The sequence below is a fragment of the Acidovorax sp. A79 genome, assembly GCF_041154505.1.
In the GTDB taxonomy this organism is placed as follows: domain Bacteria; phylum Pseudomonadota; class Gammaproteobacteria; order Burkholderiales; family Burkholderiaceae_C; genus Acidovorax.
The window spans coordinates 1,665,923-1,682,648 of sequence record NZ_AP028672.1; the positions used below are offsets into that span (position 1 = coordinate 1,665,923).

Genomic DNA, 16,726 nt, shown 5'->3' on the forward strand with positions numbered 1-16,726 from the left:
CCCGGACCGTCCCCTGCGCGGCCGCTACGCCTGCGGCGGCGGCGGGCGGCTGCGATGCAGCGCCGACAGGAAGTAGCGCGCGGCCTGTGGCAGGGGGCGGTCCCTGCGCGTGATGGCGCCGAACTCGCCCATCTTGTGCTTGATGTGGCAGGGCAGGATCTTGAGCAGATGGTGCCGCGCATAGATCGTGGCGATCGACAGCGGAATCACGGCCACCATGGTGGTGTCCGCGATCAGCTGCATGGTGGTCAGGATGGAGGCCGTCTCGATCAGGCCACGGGGCGGCGGCGCGTGGAGCGAGCGGAACTCCTGGTCCAGCACCTCGCGCATGGGGCTGCCGGAGGGCTGCAGTATCCAGGGGTAGTCCAGCAAGCTGGAAAAGGGAACCTGCCTTTTCTTGGACAGCGGGTGCCCCACTCCCACCACCACGGCCAGCGACTCGTTGGCCAGCGGCTGAAAGCCGAACAGGGCCTTGTGCTCCGGCCGCACGCGCCCGATGGCGATGTCGATCAGGCCGTCCTTGAGCAGTTCGACCAGCCTGTCGCTGGTGTCCAGCGTCACCTGGATGGTGGTCAGCGGATAGGTCTTGTTGAAAGCGATGATGGCCTGGTTCAGCAAGGTGGGCAGCGGCGCCATGATGCAGCCCACCGCCAGGCGCCCCGCGCTTCCCAGTTTCAGTTCATCGAGTTCGCGGGCCATGGACTCCATCGAGCCGCGCATGCCCTGGAAGTACCCCAGCACGCGCTCGCCGGCCGGTGTCATCCGCTGCCCCCGCCCCTCGCGTTCGAACAGGCGCTGCCCCAGCGCCGACTCCAGCTCCTGAATCATCTTCGTGGCGGCGGGCTGGCTCATTCCCAGCTCGACCGCCGCCCCCCGCAAGGTGCCATGTTCGGCAAAAGCCAGCATGAGGGCGACCTGCCGCATGCGCAGCCGGTTGAGCAGTTGCGAGACGACAAAAGGACTTGTTTTGTGCATGGAGGAACCGCCTCTGGCTTACGGGAAAACCCAGCGTCAAATCATAACCAGTGATTATTAGTTATGTTCAATTTTTGAATTTACGTTAACTATCCGCCTCCCAATAATCGGCCCACATGCAGCAGGCGACACCACCCAAAACCGAATCCCATCCATGACAAACGCCGCAAAACCGGTCGTGGCCCTGACCCTGGGCGACCCCGCGGGCATCGGTCCTGAGCTCATCGCGAAGCTGCTCAGCCGGCCTGACGTCCACGAGGAGGCCAACGTGGTCGTGGTGGGCGACATCTGGGTGTGGAATGCCGGCCAGCAGACCGCTGGCGTCGCCGTGCCGACACACCCCGTCGCGACGCTGGCCGAAGTGCGCGACCGCCCCCAACAGGACCGGCCTGCCTTTGTGCCGGTGGCGTCCATCGATGCCGGCAAGGTCCGCTGCGGCCACGTGGCGGCGGAATGCGGGGCCTCCGTCCTTCAGGTGCTGAACCTCTGCATGGACGCGGCCCAGGCCGCCCATGTGGACGCCATCTGCTTCGCCCCCCTGAACAAACACGCCATGAAGCTGGGCGGGCTCCGCCACGAGGACGAACTGCACCATTTCGCCGCGTACCTGGGAGTGCAGGGCTACTTCTGCGAGTTCAACACCCTGGGCCGCCTGTGGACATCGCGGGTGTCCTCGCACATTCCCCTCAAGGATGCCGCGCGGGCACTGAGCCAGGAACGCATCGTGGCCGCCGCCAGGCTCATCCACCAGTCGCTGCGGGACAGCGGGTTCCCCGATCCCAGGGTGGCCGTGGCGGCCTTCAATCCGCACGCGGGGGACGGCGGCATGTGCGGACGCGAGGAGATCGACATCATCGCGCCGGCCGTCAGGACGCTCCAGGAAGCCGGAGTGCCGGCGGAAGGCCCCTTCCCCGCGGACACGGTGTTCCTGAAAGCGCGCGACGGCCACTACCAGGCGGTGGTGACCATGTACCACGACCAGGGCCAGATCGCGATCAAGCTGCTGGGATTCAGCCGGGGGGTCACCGTCCAGGGCGGGCTTCCCATCCCCATCACCACGCCCGCCCATGGCACGGCCTTCGACATCGCGGGCAGGGGCGTGGCCGATGTCAATGCCACGCACAACGCATTCCGGATCGCCGCACGCATGGGCTCGAACCAGCTGCGCGCCCGCCAGGGCGACCCGCTGGCCGGTGAATGACAGAAAAAAAGAAATCGCCATGAAAATCAAATCGGTCCGCGCGCGCGTCTACGAATGGAAGGGCAAGACCATCGCGCCCCAGGACAACTTCTGCGCCAACGCCATGGACCTCGTCTACTCCAGGACCGAGACCATGAGCACCTTCCGCTTCCACTCTTGGACCGTGGTGGAGATGGAGACCGATGACGGCATCGTGGGGCTGGGCAACGTGGCGCTGGCGCCGCGCATCGCCAAGGCCATCATCGACGAGTACCTCGCGCCGCTGGTCATCGGACAGGACCCCTGGGACTACGAGTACCTGTGGCAGCGCATGTACCGCGCCACCCATGCCTGGGGCCGCAAGGGCGTGACCATGGCCGCCATCTCGGCTGTGGACCTGGCCATCTGGGACATCCTGGGCAAGAGCGTGAACAAGCCGGTGTTCAAGCTGCTGGGCGGGCGCACCAAGGAAAAGATCCCCTGCTACTACTCCAAGCTCTACCGCACCGACCTGGACGCCATGCAGGCCGAAGCGCAGAAGTTCCTGGACCAGGGCTTCACCGCATTCAAGATGCGCTTCGGCTACGGGCCCGCCCATCTGCAGCAGGGCGTGCAGGAAAACCTCAGGTCCGTCGAGGCCGTGCGCGAGGTCATCGGCTACGACAACGACCTGATGCTCGAGTGCTACATGGGCTGGAGCCTCGAATACGCCAGGCGCATGCTGCCCAAGCTCGAGAAGTTCGAGCCCCGCTGGCTGGAAGAGCCCGTGATCGCCGACGACATCGACGGCTATGCCGAACTCAATGCCATGGGCAGCATCCCCATTTCGGGCGGAGAGCATGAGTTCAGCCTCTACGGCTTCAGGCAGCTGCTGGACAAGAAGGCCGTGAGCGTCGTGCAGTACGACACCAACCGCGTGGGCGGCATCACCGCCGCCCACAAGATCAACGCCCTGTGCGAGGCCCACAGCGTGCCGGTGGTGCCGCATGCGGGGCAGATGCACAACTACCACCTGACCATGAGCACGCTGGCCTCGCCCATGGCCGAGTACTTCCCCATCTTCGATGTGGAGGTCGGCAACGAACTGTTCTGGTACCTCTTCGATGGCGAGCCCGTGGCGGAGAACGGTTTCCTGCAGCTCAGGGACGACGCACCGGGCCTGGGCCTCGCGCTCAAGACCGAGTACCTCGACCAGTTCCACATCGTCGGATAAGGGCTGCGGCATGCCTGGACGCTCCACCCCCCGCTACCGTGGCATCTTCCCCGTGGTGCCCACCACCTTCCACGAGGACGGCACGCTCGACCTGGCCAGCCAGAAGCGCTGCCTGGACTTCATGATCGACTCGGGCGTGGACGGCCTGTGCATCCTGGCCAACTTCTCCGAGCAGTTCCTGCTGTCGGACGAAGAACGCGAAACCCTCACCCGCACGGCACTGGAGCATGTGGCGGGTCGCGTGCCCGTCATCGTCACCACCACCCACACCAGCACCGCCGTCTGCGCCGCGCGCAGCCGCCGCGCACAGGACATGGGCGCGGCCATGGTGATGGTGATGCCGCCCTACCACGGCGCCACCTTCCGCTTCAGCGAGGCACGCATCCGGAGCTTCTTCCAGGGCGTGTCCGACGCCGTCGGCATCCCCGTCATGGTCCAGGACGCACCGGCCGCGGGCACGCCGCTGTCTGCGGCCTTCCTGGCCCGGATGGCGCAGGAGATCGAGCAGGTCTGCTACTTCAAGATGGAAACCGCGGGGGCGGCGAGCAAGCTGCGCGAGCTCATCGCGCTGGGCGGCGAGGCCATCGAAGGCCCCTGGGACGGGGAGGAGGCCATCACCCTGCTGGCGGACCTGGAAGCCGGGGCCACCGGATCGATGACGGGCGGCGGGTTCGCGGACGGCATACGCCCCATCATCGAAGCCCACCGCCAGGGCGACAGGGACCAGGCCTTCGCCCAGTACCAGCGCTGGCTGCCGCTGATCAACCACGAGAACCGCCAGGCGGGCTTCCTGGCGGCCAAGACGCTGATGAAGGAAGGCCGCGTGATCGCCTGCGACGCACCGCGCGCGCCCTGGCCGCCCATGCACCCGGAGGTGCGCCGCCAGCTGCTGGCCATCGCACGCCCGCTCGATCCGCTGGTGCTGCGCTGGGCGCATTGAAAGCCCTGCCCGCCATGCGCCCTCGCGATCACCTCACCACCCGCAGGCCCCGGGCTGCCGCGTGGGCCAGCGATGACCGCCGCCCCGCCCACCCCACCGCCGCCGCGCCGCGCATCCGCCGCGAGGAAGCCTTTCGCCCCGTGGCCGGCGCGGTCCGCGCCAAGCGGGATGAAGGCACCCAGGACAGGCCCTTCGCCGCCCTGCCCGCGGACTTTGCCGGGCCCCGCCTCCCGCACGCCGCGCGCTTCCAATGCCACAGCCAGGCCGGGATGGCGACAGCCAACCCGCCCACGGCGGGCACCCACTGCCACCTGCCGTCCGCCACGGCCAAGGCACACCACGCCCAGGGATGACCGTGACCGAATTCCTCGCCCCACCACCCCACATCCTGGATGCGCGCCTGGCCCCTGTCTTCGAGGGCGCGGCGCTGCGGCGGCTGTGCACGGGGGCCGCCTGGAGCGAGGGGCCGGTCTGGCTGCCCCAGGACGATTCGGTGCTGTGGAGCGACATTCCCAACAATCGCATGCTGCGCTGGTCCCCCGCCGACGGCATGAGCGTCTGGCGCGACCAGGTCGATTTCACCAACGGCCACGCGCTCGATGGCGCGGGCAACCTGCTGCATTGCTCCCACGGGCAACGCGCCATCGTGCGCACGCCCCAGGTCGGGGGGCGCCTGCATGCGGACACGCCCGATGAGGTGGTGGTCGGCCACTTCCACGGCAAGCGGCTCAACTCCCCCAACGACGTGGTGGTGCAGAGCAACGGCTGCATCTGGTTCACCGACCCGCCCTACGGCATCCTCGGCGACCGGGAAGGCCACAAGGCGCCCCCCGAGCTGGGCGGCAACTACGTGTTCTGCTACGACCCGTCGGACGGACAGCTGCACAAGGCGTCCGGGTTCCTGCAGGAGCCCAACGGCCTCGCTTTTTCTCCCGACGAAAGCCTGCTGTACGTGAGCGACACCTCGGCCGCGCTGCGCCCGGACGGCACGGGCCACCACCACATCGTGGTCTTCGACGTGCGGGAACACGCGCTGGAGGACCCCCGCGTGTTCGCCCGGGTCTCGCCGGGCGTGCCGGACGGTTTCCGCGTGGACCACCGCGGCCGGATCTACACCAGCAGCGAAGACAGCGTGCAGGTGCTGCACCCCGACGGAACGCTGCTGGGCAAGATTCCCGTGCCCGAGAAGGTGGGCAACGTGACCTTCGGGGGAACGCGCAGGGACACCCTCTTCATCGCCGCCAGCACCTCGCTGTACAGCATCGTTCTCAACACACGCGGAGCCCCCCGGCCATGACCGACGACGTCCTGCTTCTGGTGGAAAAGTGCAGCCACTGCCTGAGCTATTACGACATCGGCAGCGGTGAACGGCTGGCCAGCATTGCGCTGCCCGACTTCCCGCACGAGTTCGTGATCGACTCGCACCAGGCCTATGCCTACATCGGCCACTATGGCGTGGAAACCTCGGGCCATCCGGGCGCTGGGGGCACACAGATCCTTCAGGTGGACATCGCCCGCAGGACGCTGGTGCGCTGCATCGACATCGCCCCCTTCAACCGGCTGCACGGCATGCAGATGGACGCACAGGATCGCCTGTACGCGCTCAGCGAAGACCGAGCGCAACTCGTGGTCCTGGACCATCCCGCCACGGACACGGCCCCGCGCAGGGCCGTGAGCACCGGAGGCATCAAGAGCCACCTGTTCGCGCTCACCCGCGACGGACAGACGGCCTATGCGATGAACCTGCTGTCGCACACCGTGACCAGGATCCGGCCCCACGATGCCACGGTGGCTCCCGTGGCCTGCGCTCCCGGCGAGAAACCCGAAGGCTATGCGCTGAGCGGGGACGAGAAGACGCTGTACGTGAGCTGCCGCTTGAGCAACACGCTTTGCGCGATCGACACCGCGACCATGCAGGTCAAGGACCGGGCGCCCTCGCGCGACGATCCCACGCGCCTGTACCTGTACCGGGACGGCAGGCTGGTGGTCACCAACTACGGCGAACGCAGCCTGTCCGTGGTGGACCCCGCCACGCTGCGGGAGCTGGCCCACGTGCCGATGGAGGCGCGGGCCATCGCCCTGAGCTTCCACCCGTCGCGGCCGCTGGCCTTCGTGAGCCAGGACAACGACCTGCTGGGCTGCCTCAACATGGAGACGCTGCAGTTCGAACGCTGGATCGCGACCCAGCGCGAGCCGGATGTCTCGCGCGTGCTGTCCCGCTTTCCTGCACGGGGCGGTGCATGAACGGCCTCATGCAGTGGCTGCTGACGCCCATCGGCGGAGCGGCGCACCACGAGATCGCGCCGTGGGCTTTCTGGCACGCCCGCCTCATGGTTCTGGCCTGGGCCATCCTGCTGCCGCTGGGTGTGCTGGTTGCGCGCTTCTTCAAGATCATGCCCGGCCAGGACTGGCCGGCGGTGCGCGACAACAAGACCTGGTGGCACGCGCACCGCGTGCTGCAGTACGGCGGCATGGCGCTGATGCTGGCAGGCATCGGGCTGGCCTGGGGCAACGCCCGCGGCGTGAGCCAGGCCGCGGCATGGCACGCCATTCTGGGGTGGGGGGTGCTGGGGCTGGGGCTCATGCAGCTGGCATCGGCGTGGGCCAGGGGCAGCAAGGGCGGCCCCACCGACGTGCGGCTGCGCGGAGACCACTACGACATGACCCCGGGGCGCGTGGCCTTTGAATCCGTGCACAAGGCCGGAGGCTATGCCGCCATTCTTCTGTCGATCGCCACGATCGTCCTGGGCCTGGTGGTGACCGACGCGCCCCGCTGGATGGGGCTGGCGCTCGCGCTGTGGTGGCTGCTGCTGGCGAGCGCATTCGTGGTCCTGCAGCGCCAGGGGCGGTGCATCGACACCTACCAGGCCATCTGGGGCCCCGGCAGCGGCACGGCCGCCAGCCGCAAGCGGCCCGTGGGCTGGGGCATCAGGCGCTACACGGCGGCCCAGTGGCAGCGGAAATTCGGGCAGCGCCACACGCCCGGCCGCACTCCACAACGATAGATGACGGGAGCACCCATGGCAGGACTGGAGCTACGCAACGTGGTCAAGCGTTTCGGCGAGGTGACCGTCGTCCAGCAGATGGACCTGGCGATCCACGAGGGCGAATTCGTCGTGCTGCTGGGCGAATCGGGCTGCGGGAAAAGCACGACGCTGCGGATGATCGCGGGGCTGGAGGAGGTGACGCAGGGGCAGATCCTGATCGGCGACAGGGATGTGACCCATGCCGCGCCCATGGACCGCGACATCGCCATGGTGTTCCAGAACTATGCGCTGTACCCCCACATGAACGTGGCGGAGAACATGTCCTTTGCGCTGCGCCTGTCCGGCCGGCCCTACGCCGAGATCTTCGAGAAGGTCAGGTCCGCGGCCCGCATCCTGAGCATCGAACACCTGCTGGAACGCAAGCCCAGGGAGCTGTCTGGCGGCCAGCGCCAGCGCGTGGCCATCGGGCGCGCCATCGTGCGGGAACCCAAGGTTTTCCTGTTCGACGAACCGCTGTCCAACCTGGATGCCAAGCTGCGCGGCCACATGCGGGCGGAACTGGCCATCCTGCACGAGCGCCTGGGAAAGACCACGGTGTATGTGACCCACGACCAGGTCGAGGCGATGACGCTCGCCTCGCGCATCGTGATCTTCGACAAGGGGGAGATCCAGCAGATCGGCACCCCCTCCGACGTCTTCACACGCCCGGCCAGCCTGTTCGTGGCGGGGTTCATCGGCACGCCGACCATGAATTTCTTCCGCGCCCGCTACAGCCAGGAACATGGCCTCAAGCTGCTTCGCGGAGAAGGCTTCGCGTGGATCGCGCCGGACTGGCTGGTGGCACAGGCCCCACGGGCGGACCAGTCGCTCACGCTGGGCCTGCGCCCCCAGGCGCTGCACCCTTCCAACGCGGGCGTGAGCCTGCTCAGCCTGCAGGTGGACGTCGTGGAGTACCTCGGCACCGAAAGCCAGGTGGTGGGACACATGAACACCCCCTCCGGCCAGCGCGTGGCCGCCATGCTGCCGGGCAACGCGCAGGACCGGCTGCGCCAGCGGGTCGACCTGAGCTTCGACCCGCAGGACATGCACGTTTTCGACACCGCCGCGGGGCGCTCCCTGCGCCCCTGACACACCGCGACACCCCCACCCAGGAGACAAGACCATGAAAAGACGCGACTTCGTAACGAAAACCAGTGCCACGGTGTTCGGTGCCAGCCTGCCCTTGAGCGGAATCCGTGCGCAGAGCCGCTATTCCAGGTATGCGGGCCAGACGGTCACCTTCAGCGTGCCGGCCCATCCCCACTACGACGCGATGATGAAGATCCTGCCGGATTTCACCAGGGAAACCGGGATCAAGGTGGAAACCGACCGCCTGGCCATGGGGCGCATGAAGGAAAAGCAGCTGCTGGAGATGGCCAAGCCGCAGGGTGACTACGACCTGGGCTGCTACGTCGTGATGTGGAAAGGCGAGTACGTCGCCAAAAATCTCATCCGGCCGCTCGACCCGTTCCTGCAGAACCCCGCCCTGGCGGACCCCGCCTACGACATCAAGGACATCATTCCGGTCTATCTCGAAAACCTGGGGCTCGTGGGGGGCCCCAAGGGTTACCTGGCGGGGCCGGGCGCCAAGCTCTACGGTCTGCCCTATGGCGCGGAAACCTCGGTGCTGGCCTACCGCAAGGACATCTTTGCCAAGCACGGCCTCAAGGTGCCCGAGAACTATGCGGAGTTCGCGCAGTTGCTGCGCGTGATCAAGGACAAGGAGGGTATCGGCGCGCTGGCGTCCCGGGGCCAGGCGGGCCATCAGGCCGTGCACGCCTGGCTGCTGCACCTGAACCCGCTGGGCGGCAGCGTCTTCGACGATCAATGGCGCGTGCGCTTCAATGACAAGGCGGGCGTGCAGGCGCTCAAGTTCCTGCAGGAAGTGGTGGCCACGGGCCCCGCGGGCATCGCGGGGTATGGCCAGGGGGAAAGCAACACGGCCTTCCTGCAGGGCCAGGCCGCCATGTACCTGGACTCCACCTCCCTCGCCGGGCTGGTGAACGACCCGGCCAAGTCCCGCATCGCCGGCAAGGTCAGCTGGGCCCTGCACCCCATGGGAACGCGCCGCGCCTCCCAGTCCGGCGGGCTGGGCCTGGCCATCGCCAAGAACGCGAAGAACGCCGATGCGGGCTTCCTGCTCATGCAGTGGCTCACCTCCAAGGCCCAGGACAAGGCCGTCACCCGGGCGGGCGGCGCGCCCACCCGCAACTCCACGCTGGCCGACACCGACCTCGTGCGGCAGTACCCGGAGTTCATCACCTTCAAGGAGGCGCTCAAGTACTCCAACCCCGACTGGCGGCCCATCATCGCGGTGTGGGACAAGATCAACGTGCAGGCGCTCGGGGTCGGCATCTCCGAGGCCCTGACCGGCAAGAAGACGGCCGAGGCAGCGCTCAATGACCTGGTGGCCCCGGTCATGCAGATCATGCGTGAAGCCGGGTACAAAGTCTGAGGCGCGCCCGCCATGCGCACCCCTTCCTGGGTTCCGCTCCTCTACGTGGGGCCTGCCGCCGCGATCATGGCGGCAGCGTGCCTCTACCCGGTCATCTCGGCCTTCCAGCTGGGGCTCTACGACTGGAGCATGGGCACCCCCTGGAGCGCGGCCCGCTGGGTGGGGCTGGATGCATTCGCCGCGGCGTTCAGCAATCCCCGGGTGTGGTCCTCGCTCTGGACAACCCTGCTGTTCGCCGGCGTCTGCGTCACCGCCGAGATGCTGCTGGGCATCGCGCTGGCACTGGCGCTGGAGCGGCCGGTGCGGGGCACGGCGGTCTTTCGCACCTTGTTCATCCTGCCCATGATGATCGCGCCCATTGCCGTGGGCCTGGCCTGGCGCTACATGTTCGACGCGCAGTTCGGGCTCATCAACGCCGTGCTCGGCCTGCTCAGGATCGCGCCCCTGACCTGGCTGGCGGATCCCACGCTCGCGTTCGCCGCCATCGTGATCGCGGACGTCTGGCAGTGGACGCCCTTCGTCTTCATCATGATGGTGGCCGCCCTGGCGAACGTGGACAGCGCGGTCATCGAGGCCTCGCGGATCGACGGGGCGAACTGGTGGCAGATGACCACCCTCGTCAAGCTGCCCATGATCGCGCACGTGATCGCCATCACGCTGATGATGCGGCTGGTGGATGCCTTCCGGGTTCTCGAAGTGATCTACGTGCTGACATTCGGCGGCCCGGGCGACTCCACCGAAATCCTCGCGCTGCACATCTACAAGACGGCCTTCGTGGGCCAGCAGCTGGGCGTGGCCGCCGCCATCTCCGTGCTGCTGCTCGTGGTGGTGGCCGTGCTGTCATGGATCGCCCTGCGCATCTCGAACCCTCTGGACAACGAGAAGTAACCGGGAACGCGAGATGCCCATGAAACGCTCTCCCCTGCTCGCCACCGCGCACTACGCCATGCTGGTCGGCCTGGCCGTGCTGTGCATCGCCCCCATCGCGGTCATCTTCGCCACCAGCCTGCGCCAGCAGGTGGACATCTTCGCCGAGCCGCTGAACTTCATCTTCACCCCCACCCTGGAGAACTACCGGGCCGTCCTGCAGGAAGACAAGTTCGACCGGTACCTGTACAACAGCCTTTTTGTCGGGCTCATTTCCACGGCCGCCACCCTGGTGCTGGGCTGCATGGCGGCCTACGGCCTGGCGCGGTTCCGCTTCCCCGGCCGGCGCGCGCTGGCCTACACCACCTTGCTGCTGCGCACCGTGCCGCTGGCGGTCATGGCCATACCGGTCTTCCTGATCTGGAACGAATGGCACCTGGTCAACAGCCTGTGGGGCCTGATCCTGCTGTACGTGGCGGTCAACCTGCCATTCACGATCTGGCTGCTCTATGGCTTCGTGCTGCAGGTCCCCGTGGAGCTGGAAGAGGCAGCCGCCATCGACGGCTGCGGCCCCCTGCGCGTGTTCACCAAGGTGCTGCTTCCGCTCATGGCGCCCGGGCTCGCCGCGGCCTCGATCTTCACCTTCCGCATCGCCTGGAACGAGTTCATCCTGGCGCTGGTGCTCACCGATCGCCACTCGCGCACCCTGCCCGTGGCGGCCTCGCTTTTCGTCACCGACATGGGGGTGGACTGGGGGCGGGTCATGGCCATGGGCAGCCTCATCGCCATTCCCCCGCTGATCTTCACCTTCGTGGCGGCACGCCAGATCATCACCGGGCTCACGGCAGGCGCCGTCAAGGGCTAGGGACGCACCCTGGCCTGCATTCCCCCGCTTACCGCCCCACCCCATGAGATTCGTCCAGACATTGCGCATTTCGCAGAAGCTGCTCCTCTTCGCGCTCCTGCTGGTGGCGTGCTTCTTCCTCGGGGCCTGGCAGGTCGCGCGCTGCCTGCTGGCGATCTCGCATTTCGGCGCGGCGCTGCCAGACGCCGATCCCGTCGTGGAAAGCGCAGCCGCCGCGCTGCGGATACTGGCCCTGACCAGCGCCGTGGTGGCGGGGGGCTGCCTGGCCCTGGCATGGTGGATTGGCCGCGCGCTGCGCACGCGCGTCGCCGTCGCCCGCAAATTCACGGACGATGTGCGCATCGGCAACCTGACGAGCCTGATTCACGACGCGCAGCGCGACGAGTTCTCGCCCTTGATGGCAGCCATGCGCGAAATGCAGGAATCCCTGACCAGGGTCGTCACCAAGGTCAGGGCGGGCGCGCAGGAGGTGGCCCTGGCCAGCGACGAGATATCCCAGGCGAACACCGATCTGTCCGCACGGACGGAACGCCAGGCGCTGTCGCTGAAGGACACCACGGACGCGGTGGAGGCGTTCGCCAGCAGCGCCCTGCTGATGGGGCAGAAGGCGGATGCGGGCAACGCCATCGCGCAGCAGACCGCCATGGCGGGAGACCACGGCAACCGTGCCTTCGCGTCCGTGCAGCAGACCATGCAGGAAATTGCGTCGGACTCCGCGCGGGCCTTCGACATCATCGCGCTCATTGACGGGATCGCGTTCCAGACCAACATCCTCGCCCTGAACGCGGCCGTCGAGGCGGCACGCGCCGGCGAGCAGGGCCGGGGCTTTGCCGTGGTCGCCAGCGAGGTGCGCGCGCTGGCGCAGCGCAGCGCCAGCGCGGCCAAGGACATCAAGGCGCTGCTGACCCGCGGCAACGCCCGCATCGAAACCGGCGCGACCCTGGTGCAGACGGCCGCCCAACAACTGGGCGGCATGACCGAGGCCATCCAGCGGGTGACGCAGATCATGGCGGAGATCGCCCATTCCAGCCAGATGCAGCGCGAGAGCGTGGGCAAGGTCATCGAGTCCGTGGAGCTGATTGACCAGGCCACGCAACAGAACGCGGCCCTGGTGGAGCAGACCGCCTCCGCCTCGCAGCAACTGCGGGCGCAGGCCGCGCGCCTCGTCGGGTCGGTGAACGTGTTCACGCTCAACGGGAGCCCGTCCGAAGCCGAAGAGCAGGTGCGAAGGGCCGTGGACCTGATCCGCGACATCGGCGCCGAGAAGGCCTACCGCGAATTCACGCACGGCACCTCGTTCAAGGACCGGGACCTGTACATCACGGTCTACGACTTCAACGGCCGCAATCTCGCGCACGGAGCCAATCCCGCCAACGTCGGAAAGGTCCTCATCGACATGCGCGACGCGAATGGCGTGGCGATCGTCAGGAACTCGCGCGACCTGGCCACGCAAAGGGGCTCTGGATGGTCCGCGCCGTACCACATCCTGAATCCGGTCACCCAGAAGATCATGGTCAAGAAGGCGTTTGTCCAGCGTGTGGGAGAGACCTTCGTCTCGTCCGGAATCTACGCCGTGGACCTGGATTGATCGACGCTCCCCCCGAGACAGGAAAACCCCATGCAACGCAGACTGCTCGTCCAATCGCTGTGCGCCGCCACCATCCCCGCCTTCTTCCCGGGGGCATCGCGCGCCCGGAACAGGTATGCCCCCTACCGGGGCCAGAAGCTCAGGATCAGCATCCCCAGGCACCACCACTACGACGCCGCCACGAAACTGTTCCCCACGTTCACCAGCGAAACCGGCATTCAGGTCGAGTTTGAACAGCTCCCCATCGCGGAGATGAAAAAGAGGCAGCTGGAGGAGATGGCCAAGCCGCAGTGCGACTTCGACCTCGTGTCGTATGTGGTGATGTGGAAAGGCGAGTACGTCAAGAAGCGCCTCATCCGGGATATCGAGCCCTACCTGAACAACCGGCAGCTCACCCCCGAGGACTTCGACCTGCCCGACATCATCGCGGGATTCCGGGAGAACATCGGCCTGGTCGGGGGATGGAAAGGCTACCTGGCCGGCGGGGCCGCCAAGCTCTATGGGCTGCCCTATGGAGCCGAGACCTCGGTGCTGGCCTACCGGCACGACATCTTCGAGAAGTTCAACCTGAAGCCGCCCGAGTCGTACTTCCAGCTGGAACAGCTGCTGCCGCTCCTGCGGGAAAAGACCGCCATGGGGTCGCTGGCCTCGCGCGGCAAGGAAGGCCACCAGTGCGTGCATGCCTGGCTGTTGCACCTGAACCCGCTCAATGGCGGCGTGTTCGAGAACAACTGGCAGCCCCGCCTGCATGATTCGGCCGGAGTCCGCGCCGCCAACCTGCTCAAGAAGATCATCGACACCGGCCCTCCCAACGCGCTGGCGGCGGGCCAGACGGAGATGCTCAATGCGTTCCTGCAAGGGCAGGCCTCCATGTACCTGGACTCGACCCTCATCTTCGGTGCGGTCCGCGACGAGAAGATCTCGAAGATCAATGGCAAGGTTAGTTATGTGCGCCATCCCCGCGGCGCGCGCTATGCGTCCCAGACCGGAGGCCTGGGACTGGCCATCCCCGCCCAGTCGAAGAACCCGGACAGCGCATTCCTGCTGATGCAATGGCTCACCGCCAAGCAGCAGGACAAGTCGGTTTGCCACCTGGGCGGCGTGCCCCACCGGCTGTCCACCCTGGCCGACCCCGACCTGGGGAGGAAATACCCCGAGTTCCAGATGCTCCTGCGCAGCATCGGGGATGCCAACCCCAACTGGCGGCCCATCATTCCGGAGTGGGACACCATCAATACCGACATACTGGGCAAGAGCATCCACGAGGTGATTTCAGGCAAGCAGCCCGCAGAGACGGCGCTGGCGCAGGCCGCGAAGGCGGTGGCCGACCTGATGCGCCGCGAAGGGTACCTCACCACCCCGCCACCGGTCCGCTAGTTCCGCTGGTCCGGCTTGCGGCGCCCCTGCTTCGCCGTCATGAGTTTCACGCTGCTGAAGCTGGCGAAGCGCCGGCTTTCATCACCTGGCATCCCGTGTGGCGGCCGGGGCAGCCACGGTGCAGGCCGTCCCGAGCACCGCGCGGGCGTACCCGGCAAGGCCCTAGAGTCCTGCGGCTACGCCGCCAGCAATCCGCTGTGCGCGGTGGCGTGGCGCAGCCAGTCGGCATCCTGCGCCAAGGCCAGCGCGGCATCGAGCGCGCGGGTGGGCTGCACCTGGCGGTGCGACATGAAGCCGATGGGCGTGGTGAGCACGGGCGCCAGGAGGGGCAGCGCCTCCAGCCCGTCATGGCCCCGCACCGCATCCACCAGCGCGCCCGGCAGCACGCTGCACAGGTTGCCGGCCACCACGCTCAAGGCCAGCGTGAGGACCGAATCGGTTTCCATGGCGGGCCGCACCGTGGCCCCCGCGCTGCGGAAGGCGCCATCCACCAGGCTGCGGTTGTGCATCTCGGGCGTGAGCAGGCACAGCGGCAGGCGCGCCGCCTCGGCCCAGCCAACGGGCCCGCCCATCTGCAGGCCGTGCCCTTTCGGGCTGCTGGCCCGCCGCAGCAGGAAATAGTGCTCCACGTACTGCGGCCAGGCCCGCAGTTGGCCGCCGCGCGCGGGCATGCGCTCGGTGTAGCCGAGCGCGAGGTCCAGGGAAATACTCTCCAGCCCCGCTTCCAGCGCCTGCGAGCTCATGGACAGCGCGACGGGCGCGATGCCGGGGTGCCGCGCCTGCAGCTGCGCCGCAAACCGCGCCAGGATGGGCATGGCCGTGGGCACGGCGCCCAGGCGCAAGGTGCCGCGCGGATGGGCGGCATCGCTCAACAGGTCCTGCTGCAGCACCTGGTGTTCATGCAGCATGCGCTGGGCCGAGGCCAGCACACGCTCCCCCTCGGGCGTGAAGCCCTCGAAGCTGCGGCCCCGGCGCACCACCACCACCCCAAACTCTTTTTCCAGCGCCCGCAGCGCGTTCGACAGCGCAGGTTGCGTGATGTGGCAGGCCTGCGCCGCCCGGCCGAAGTGCCGGTGCTCGTGCAGCGCCACGAGGTAGCGCAGGGACGCGAGCAGGTTCATGGCGCAGTGCGGCAGCCCACGGAGATCAGGTGTTCTTGCTGATCGAGATGGTGGGGAACTTGTTGGAGAAGTCCTTGGCCTGCTGGGCGATTTTCACCGCCACGTCGCGCGCCACCTTCTTGTAGATCTTGGCCACGTCCCCGTCGGGGTCGGCCACCACGGTGGGCTTGCCGCTGTCGGCCTGCAGGCGGATGCTCATGTCGAGCGGCAGCGCGCCCAGGTAGTCCATGTGGTAGTCGGCCGCCATTTTCTTGCCGCCGTCGGCGCCAAAGATGTGCTCCACATGGCCGCAGTTGCTGCACACGTGGGCGGCCATGTTCTCGACGATGCCCAGGATGGGCACGCCCACCTTCTCGAACATCTTGATGCCCTTCTTGGCGTCCAGCAGCGCGATGTCCTGCGGCGTGGTGACGATCACGGCGCCGGTCATGGGCACGCGCTGGCTCAGCGTGAGCTGGATGTCGCCGGTACCGGGCGGCATGTCGATGATGAGGTAGTCGAGGTCTTTCCAGTTGGTCTGGCGCAGCAGCTGCTCCAGCGCCTGGGTGGCCATGGGGCCGCGCCAGATCATGGCTTCGTCCTGGTCCACCAGGAAGCCGATGGACATGACCTGCACGCCATAGTTCTCCAGCGGCTCCATGGTCTTGCCATCGTCGCTTTCGGGGCGGCGGTTGATGCCCAGCATCATGGGTTGGCTGGGGCCGTAGATGTCGGCGTCGAGCACGCCCACGCTGGCGCCCTCGGCAGCCAGCGCCAGGGCCAGGTTGGCGGCCGTGGTGCTCTTGCCCACGCCGCCCTTGCCCGAGGCCACGGCGATGATGTTCTTGACCTGGGGCAACAGCTGCACGCCGCGCTGCACGGCGTGCGCGATGACCTTGGTGGTGATGTTGACCGACACGTTCTCCACCCCGGCAATCCCCTTGGCGGCCGCCACGAGGCTGCGGCGCAGCTCGGGCACCAGGCTCTTGGCGGGGTAGCCCAGTTCCACGTCGAAGGCCACGTCGCCGCCGGTGATCTGCACGTTGCGCAGGGCCCGGGTGCTGACGAAATCCTTGCCGGTGTGGGGGTCCAGCACGCTGGAAAGTGCGGCCAAGAGGCCCTGTTCGGTGACTGCCATTC

General features: G+C 67.4%; 16 protein-coding genes. 13 read left to right on the forward strand and 3 right to left on the reverse strand.

Translation table 11 applies throughout. The features are described 5' to 3' along the window. Positions 1 to 24: 24 nt before the first annotated feature. Positions 25 to 975 carry a LysR family transcriptional regulator gene (locus ACAM51_RS07495; RefSeq protein WP_218295868.1) on the reverse strand — a complete coding sequence of 317 codons (951 nt, stop codon included), beginning with the start codon at positions 973 to 975 and terminating at the stop codon, positions 25 to 27. 154 nt (positions 976 to 1,129) lie between these two features. Here ACAM51_RS07495 and ACAM51_RS07500 point away from each other — a divergent pair, with 154 nt between their 5' ends. From ACAM51_RS07500 to ACAM51_RS07560, 13 genes are read left to right on the forward strand one after another with little or no spacing between them, the layout of a single operon-like run. Beyond that, a complete protein-coding gene (locus tag ACAM51_RS07500) occupies positions 1,130 to 2,176 on the forward strand; it encodes a 4-hydroxythreonine-4-phosphate dehydrogenase PdxA (RefSeq protein WP_369643157.1) in 1,047 nt (348 codons plus the stop codon). Between the two features lie 19 nt (positions 2,177 to 2,195). Then, positions 2,196 to 3,368 carry an L-rhamnonate dehydratase gene (locus ACAM51_RS07505; protein ID WP_218295869.1) on the forward strand — a complete coding sequence of 391 codons (1,173 nt, stop codon included), beginning with the start codon at positions 2,196 to 2,198 and terminating at the stop codon, positions 3,366 to 3,368. 10 nt (positions 3,369 to 3,378) lie between these two features. After that, positions 3,379 to 4,308, forward strand: coding sequence for a dihydrodipicolinate synthase family protein (locus ACAM51_RS07510; protein WP_369643158.1), 930 nt, complete (start codon positions 3,379 to 3,381; stop codon positions 4,306 to 4,308). 14 nt (positions 4,309 to 4,322) lie between these two features. Beyond that, complete coding sequence (locus ACAM51_RS07515; RefSeq protein ID WP_369643159.1) at positions 4,323 to 4,661, forward strand: hypothetical protein; 339 nt, start codon at positions 4,323 to 4,325, stop codon at positions 4,659 to 4,661. Between the two features lie 2 nt (positions 4,662 to 4,663). Continuing rightward, on the forward strand, positions 4,664 to 5,605 hold the full coding sequence (locus tag ACAM51_RS07520; protein ID WP_369643160.1) for an SMP-30/gluconolactonase/LRE family protein: 942 nt from the start codon (positions 4,664 to 4,666) through the stop codon (positions 5,603 to 5,605). Next, positions 5,602 to 6,552, forward strand: coding sequence for a YncE family protein (locus ACAM51_RS07525; RefSeq protein WP_369643161.1), 951 nt, complete (start codon positions 5,602 to 5,604; stop codon positions 6,550 to 6,552). The genes ACAM51_RS07520 and ACAM51_RS07525 overlap by 4 nt, the downstream gene beginning before the upstream one ends. Beyond that, positions 6,549 to 7,313: a cytochrome b561 domain-containing protein gene (locus ACAM51_RS07530; RefSeq protein WP_369643162.1), complete on the forward strand. Its 765-nt coding sequence runs from the start codon at positions 6,549 to 6,551 to the stop codon at positions 7,311 to 7,313. Before ACAM51_RS07525 ends, ACAM51_RS07530 begins: the two co-directional genes overlap by 4 nt. A gap of 15 nt (positions 7,314 to 7,328) precedes the next feature. After that, positions 7,329 to 8,423 carry an ABC transporter ATP-binding protein gene (locus tag ACAM51_RS07535; RefSeq protein ID WP_369643163.1) on the forward strand — a complete coding sequence of 365 codons (1,095 nt, stop codon included), beginning with the start codon at positions 7,329 to 7,331 and terminating at the stop codon, positions 8,421 to 8,423. Between the two features lie 34 nt (positions 8,424 to 8,457). Next, the gene (locus tag ACAM51_RS07540) at positions 8,458 to 9,789 is read left to right on the forward strand and encodes an ABC transporter substrate-binding protein (RefSeq protein ID WP_369643164.1); all 1,332 of its coding nucleotides are present in this window, start codon (positions 8,458 to 8,460) and stop codon (positions 9,787 to 9,789) included. 12 nt (positions 9,790 to 9,801) lie between these two features. Beyond that, positions 9,802 to 10,677, forward strand: coding sequence for a carbohydrate ABC transporter permease (locus ACAM51_RS07545; protein WP_218339537.1), 876 nt, complete (start codon positions 9,802 to 9,804; stop codon positions 10,675 to 10,677). Positions 10,678 to 10,696: 19 nt separating this feature from the next. Next, the gene (locus tag ACAM51_RS07550; protein WP_218295878.1) at positions 10,697 to 11,521 is read left to right on the forward strand and encodes a carbohydrate ABC transporter permease; all 825 of its coding nucleotides are present in this window, start codon (positions 10,697 to 10,699) and stop codon (positions 11,519 to 11,521) included. A gap of 43 nt (positions 11,522 to 11,564) precedes the next feature. Continuing rightward, positions 11,565 to 13,109: a methyl-accepting chemotaxis protein gene (locus tag ACAM51_RS07555; RefSeq protein ID WP_369643165.1), complete on the forward strand. Its 1,545-nt coding sequence runs from the start codon at positions 11,565 to 11,567 to the stop codon at positions 13,107 to 13,109. A gap of 30 nt (positions 13,110 to 13,139) precedes the next feature. After that, a complete protein-coding gene (locus ACAM51_RS07560) occupies positions 13,140 to 14,486 on the forward strand; it encodes an ABC transporter substrate-binding protein (protein ID WP_218339539.1) in 1,347 nt (448 codons plus the stop codon). A 176-nt stretch (positions 14,487 to 14,662) separates the two neighbouring features. Here the strand turns inward: ACAM51_RS07560 and ACAM51_RS07565 are convergent, their stop codons facing one another. Further along, entirely contained in the window at positions 14,663 to 15,607 is a 945-nt protein-coding gene (locus tag ACAM51_RS07565) for a LysR substrate-binding domain-containing protein (protein ID WP_369643166.1), read from the reverse strand. Between the two features lie 25 nt (positions 15,608 to 15,632). After that, the gene (apbC, locus tag ACAM51_RS07570) at positions 15,633 to 16,724 is read right to left on the reverse strand and encodes an iron-sulfur cluster carrier protein ApbC (protein ID WP_218339541.1); all 1,092 of its coding nucleotides are present in this window, start codon (positions 16,722 to 16,724) and stop codon (positions 15,633 to 15,635) included. Between the last annotated feature and the right edge of the window lie 2 nt (positions 16,725 to 16,726).

Excerpts from the sequence above, each read along its gene's own strand:
- ACAM51_RS07495 (WP_218295868.1), bottom strand. The coding sequence starts at position 975 with ATGCACAAAACAAGTCCTTTTGTCGTCTCGCAACTGCTCAACCGGCTG.
- ACAM51_RS07500 (WP_369643157.1), top strand. The coding sequence starts at position 1,130 with ATGACAAACGCCGCAAAACCGGTCGTGGCCCTGACCCTGGGCGACCCC.
- ACAM51_RS07505 (WP_218295869.1), top strand. The coding sequence starts at position 2,196 with ATGAAAATCAAATCGGTCCGCGCGCGCGTCTACGAATGGAAGGGCAAG.
- ACAM51_RS07510 (WP_369643158.1), top strand. The coding sequence starts at position 3,379 with ATGCCTGGACGCTCCACCCCCCGCTACCGTGGCATCTTCCCCGTGGTG.
- ACAM51_RS07515 (WP_369643159.1), top strand. The coding sequence starts at position 4,323 with ATGCGCCCTCGCGATCACCTCACCACCCGCAGGCCCCGGGCTGCCGCG.
- ACAM51_RS07525 (WP_369643161.1), top strand. The coding sequence starts at position 5,602 with ATGACCGACGACGTCCTGCTTCTGGTGGAAAAGTGCAGCCACTGCCTG.
- ACAM51_RS07530 (WP_369643162.1), top strand. The coding sequence starts at position 6,549 with ATGAACGGCCTCATGCAGTGGCTGCTGACGCCCATCGGCGGAGCGGCG.
- ACAM51_RS07535 (WP_369643163.1), top strand. The coding sequence starts at position 7,329 with ATGGCAGGACTGGAGCTACGCAACGTGGTCAAGCGTTTCGGCGAGGTG.
- ACAM51_RS07540 (WP_369643164.1), top strand. The coding sequence starts at position 8,458 with ATGAAAAGACGCGACTTCGTAACGAAAACCAGTGCCACGGTGTTCGGT.
- ACAM51_RS07545 (WP_218339537.1), top strand. The coding sequence starts at position 9,802 with ATGCGCACCCCTTCCTGGGTTCCGCTCCTCTACGTGGGGCCTGCCGCC.
- ACAM51_RS07550 (WP_218295878.1), top strand. The coding sequence starts at position 10,697 with ATGAAACGCTCTCCCCTGCTCGCCACCGCGCACTACGCCATGCTGGTC.
- ACAM51_RS07555 (WP_369643165.1), top strand. The coding sequence starts at position 11,565 with ATGAGATTCGTCCAGACATTGCGCATTTCGCAGAAGCTGCTCCTCTTC.
- ACAM51_RS07560 (WP_218339539.1), top strand. The coding sequence starts at position 13,140 with ATGCAACGCAGACTGCTCGTCCAATCGCTGTGCGCCGCCACCATCCCC.
- ACAM51_RS07565 (WP_369643166.1), bottom strand. The coding sequence starts at position 15,607 with ATGAACCTGCTCGCGTCCCTGCGCTACCTCGTGGCGCTGCACGAGCAC.
- apbC (WP_218339541.1), bottom strand. The coding sequence starts at position 16,724 with ATGGCAGTCACCGAACAGGGCCTCTTGGCCGCACTTTCCAGCGTGCTG.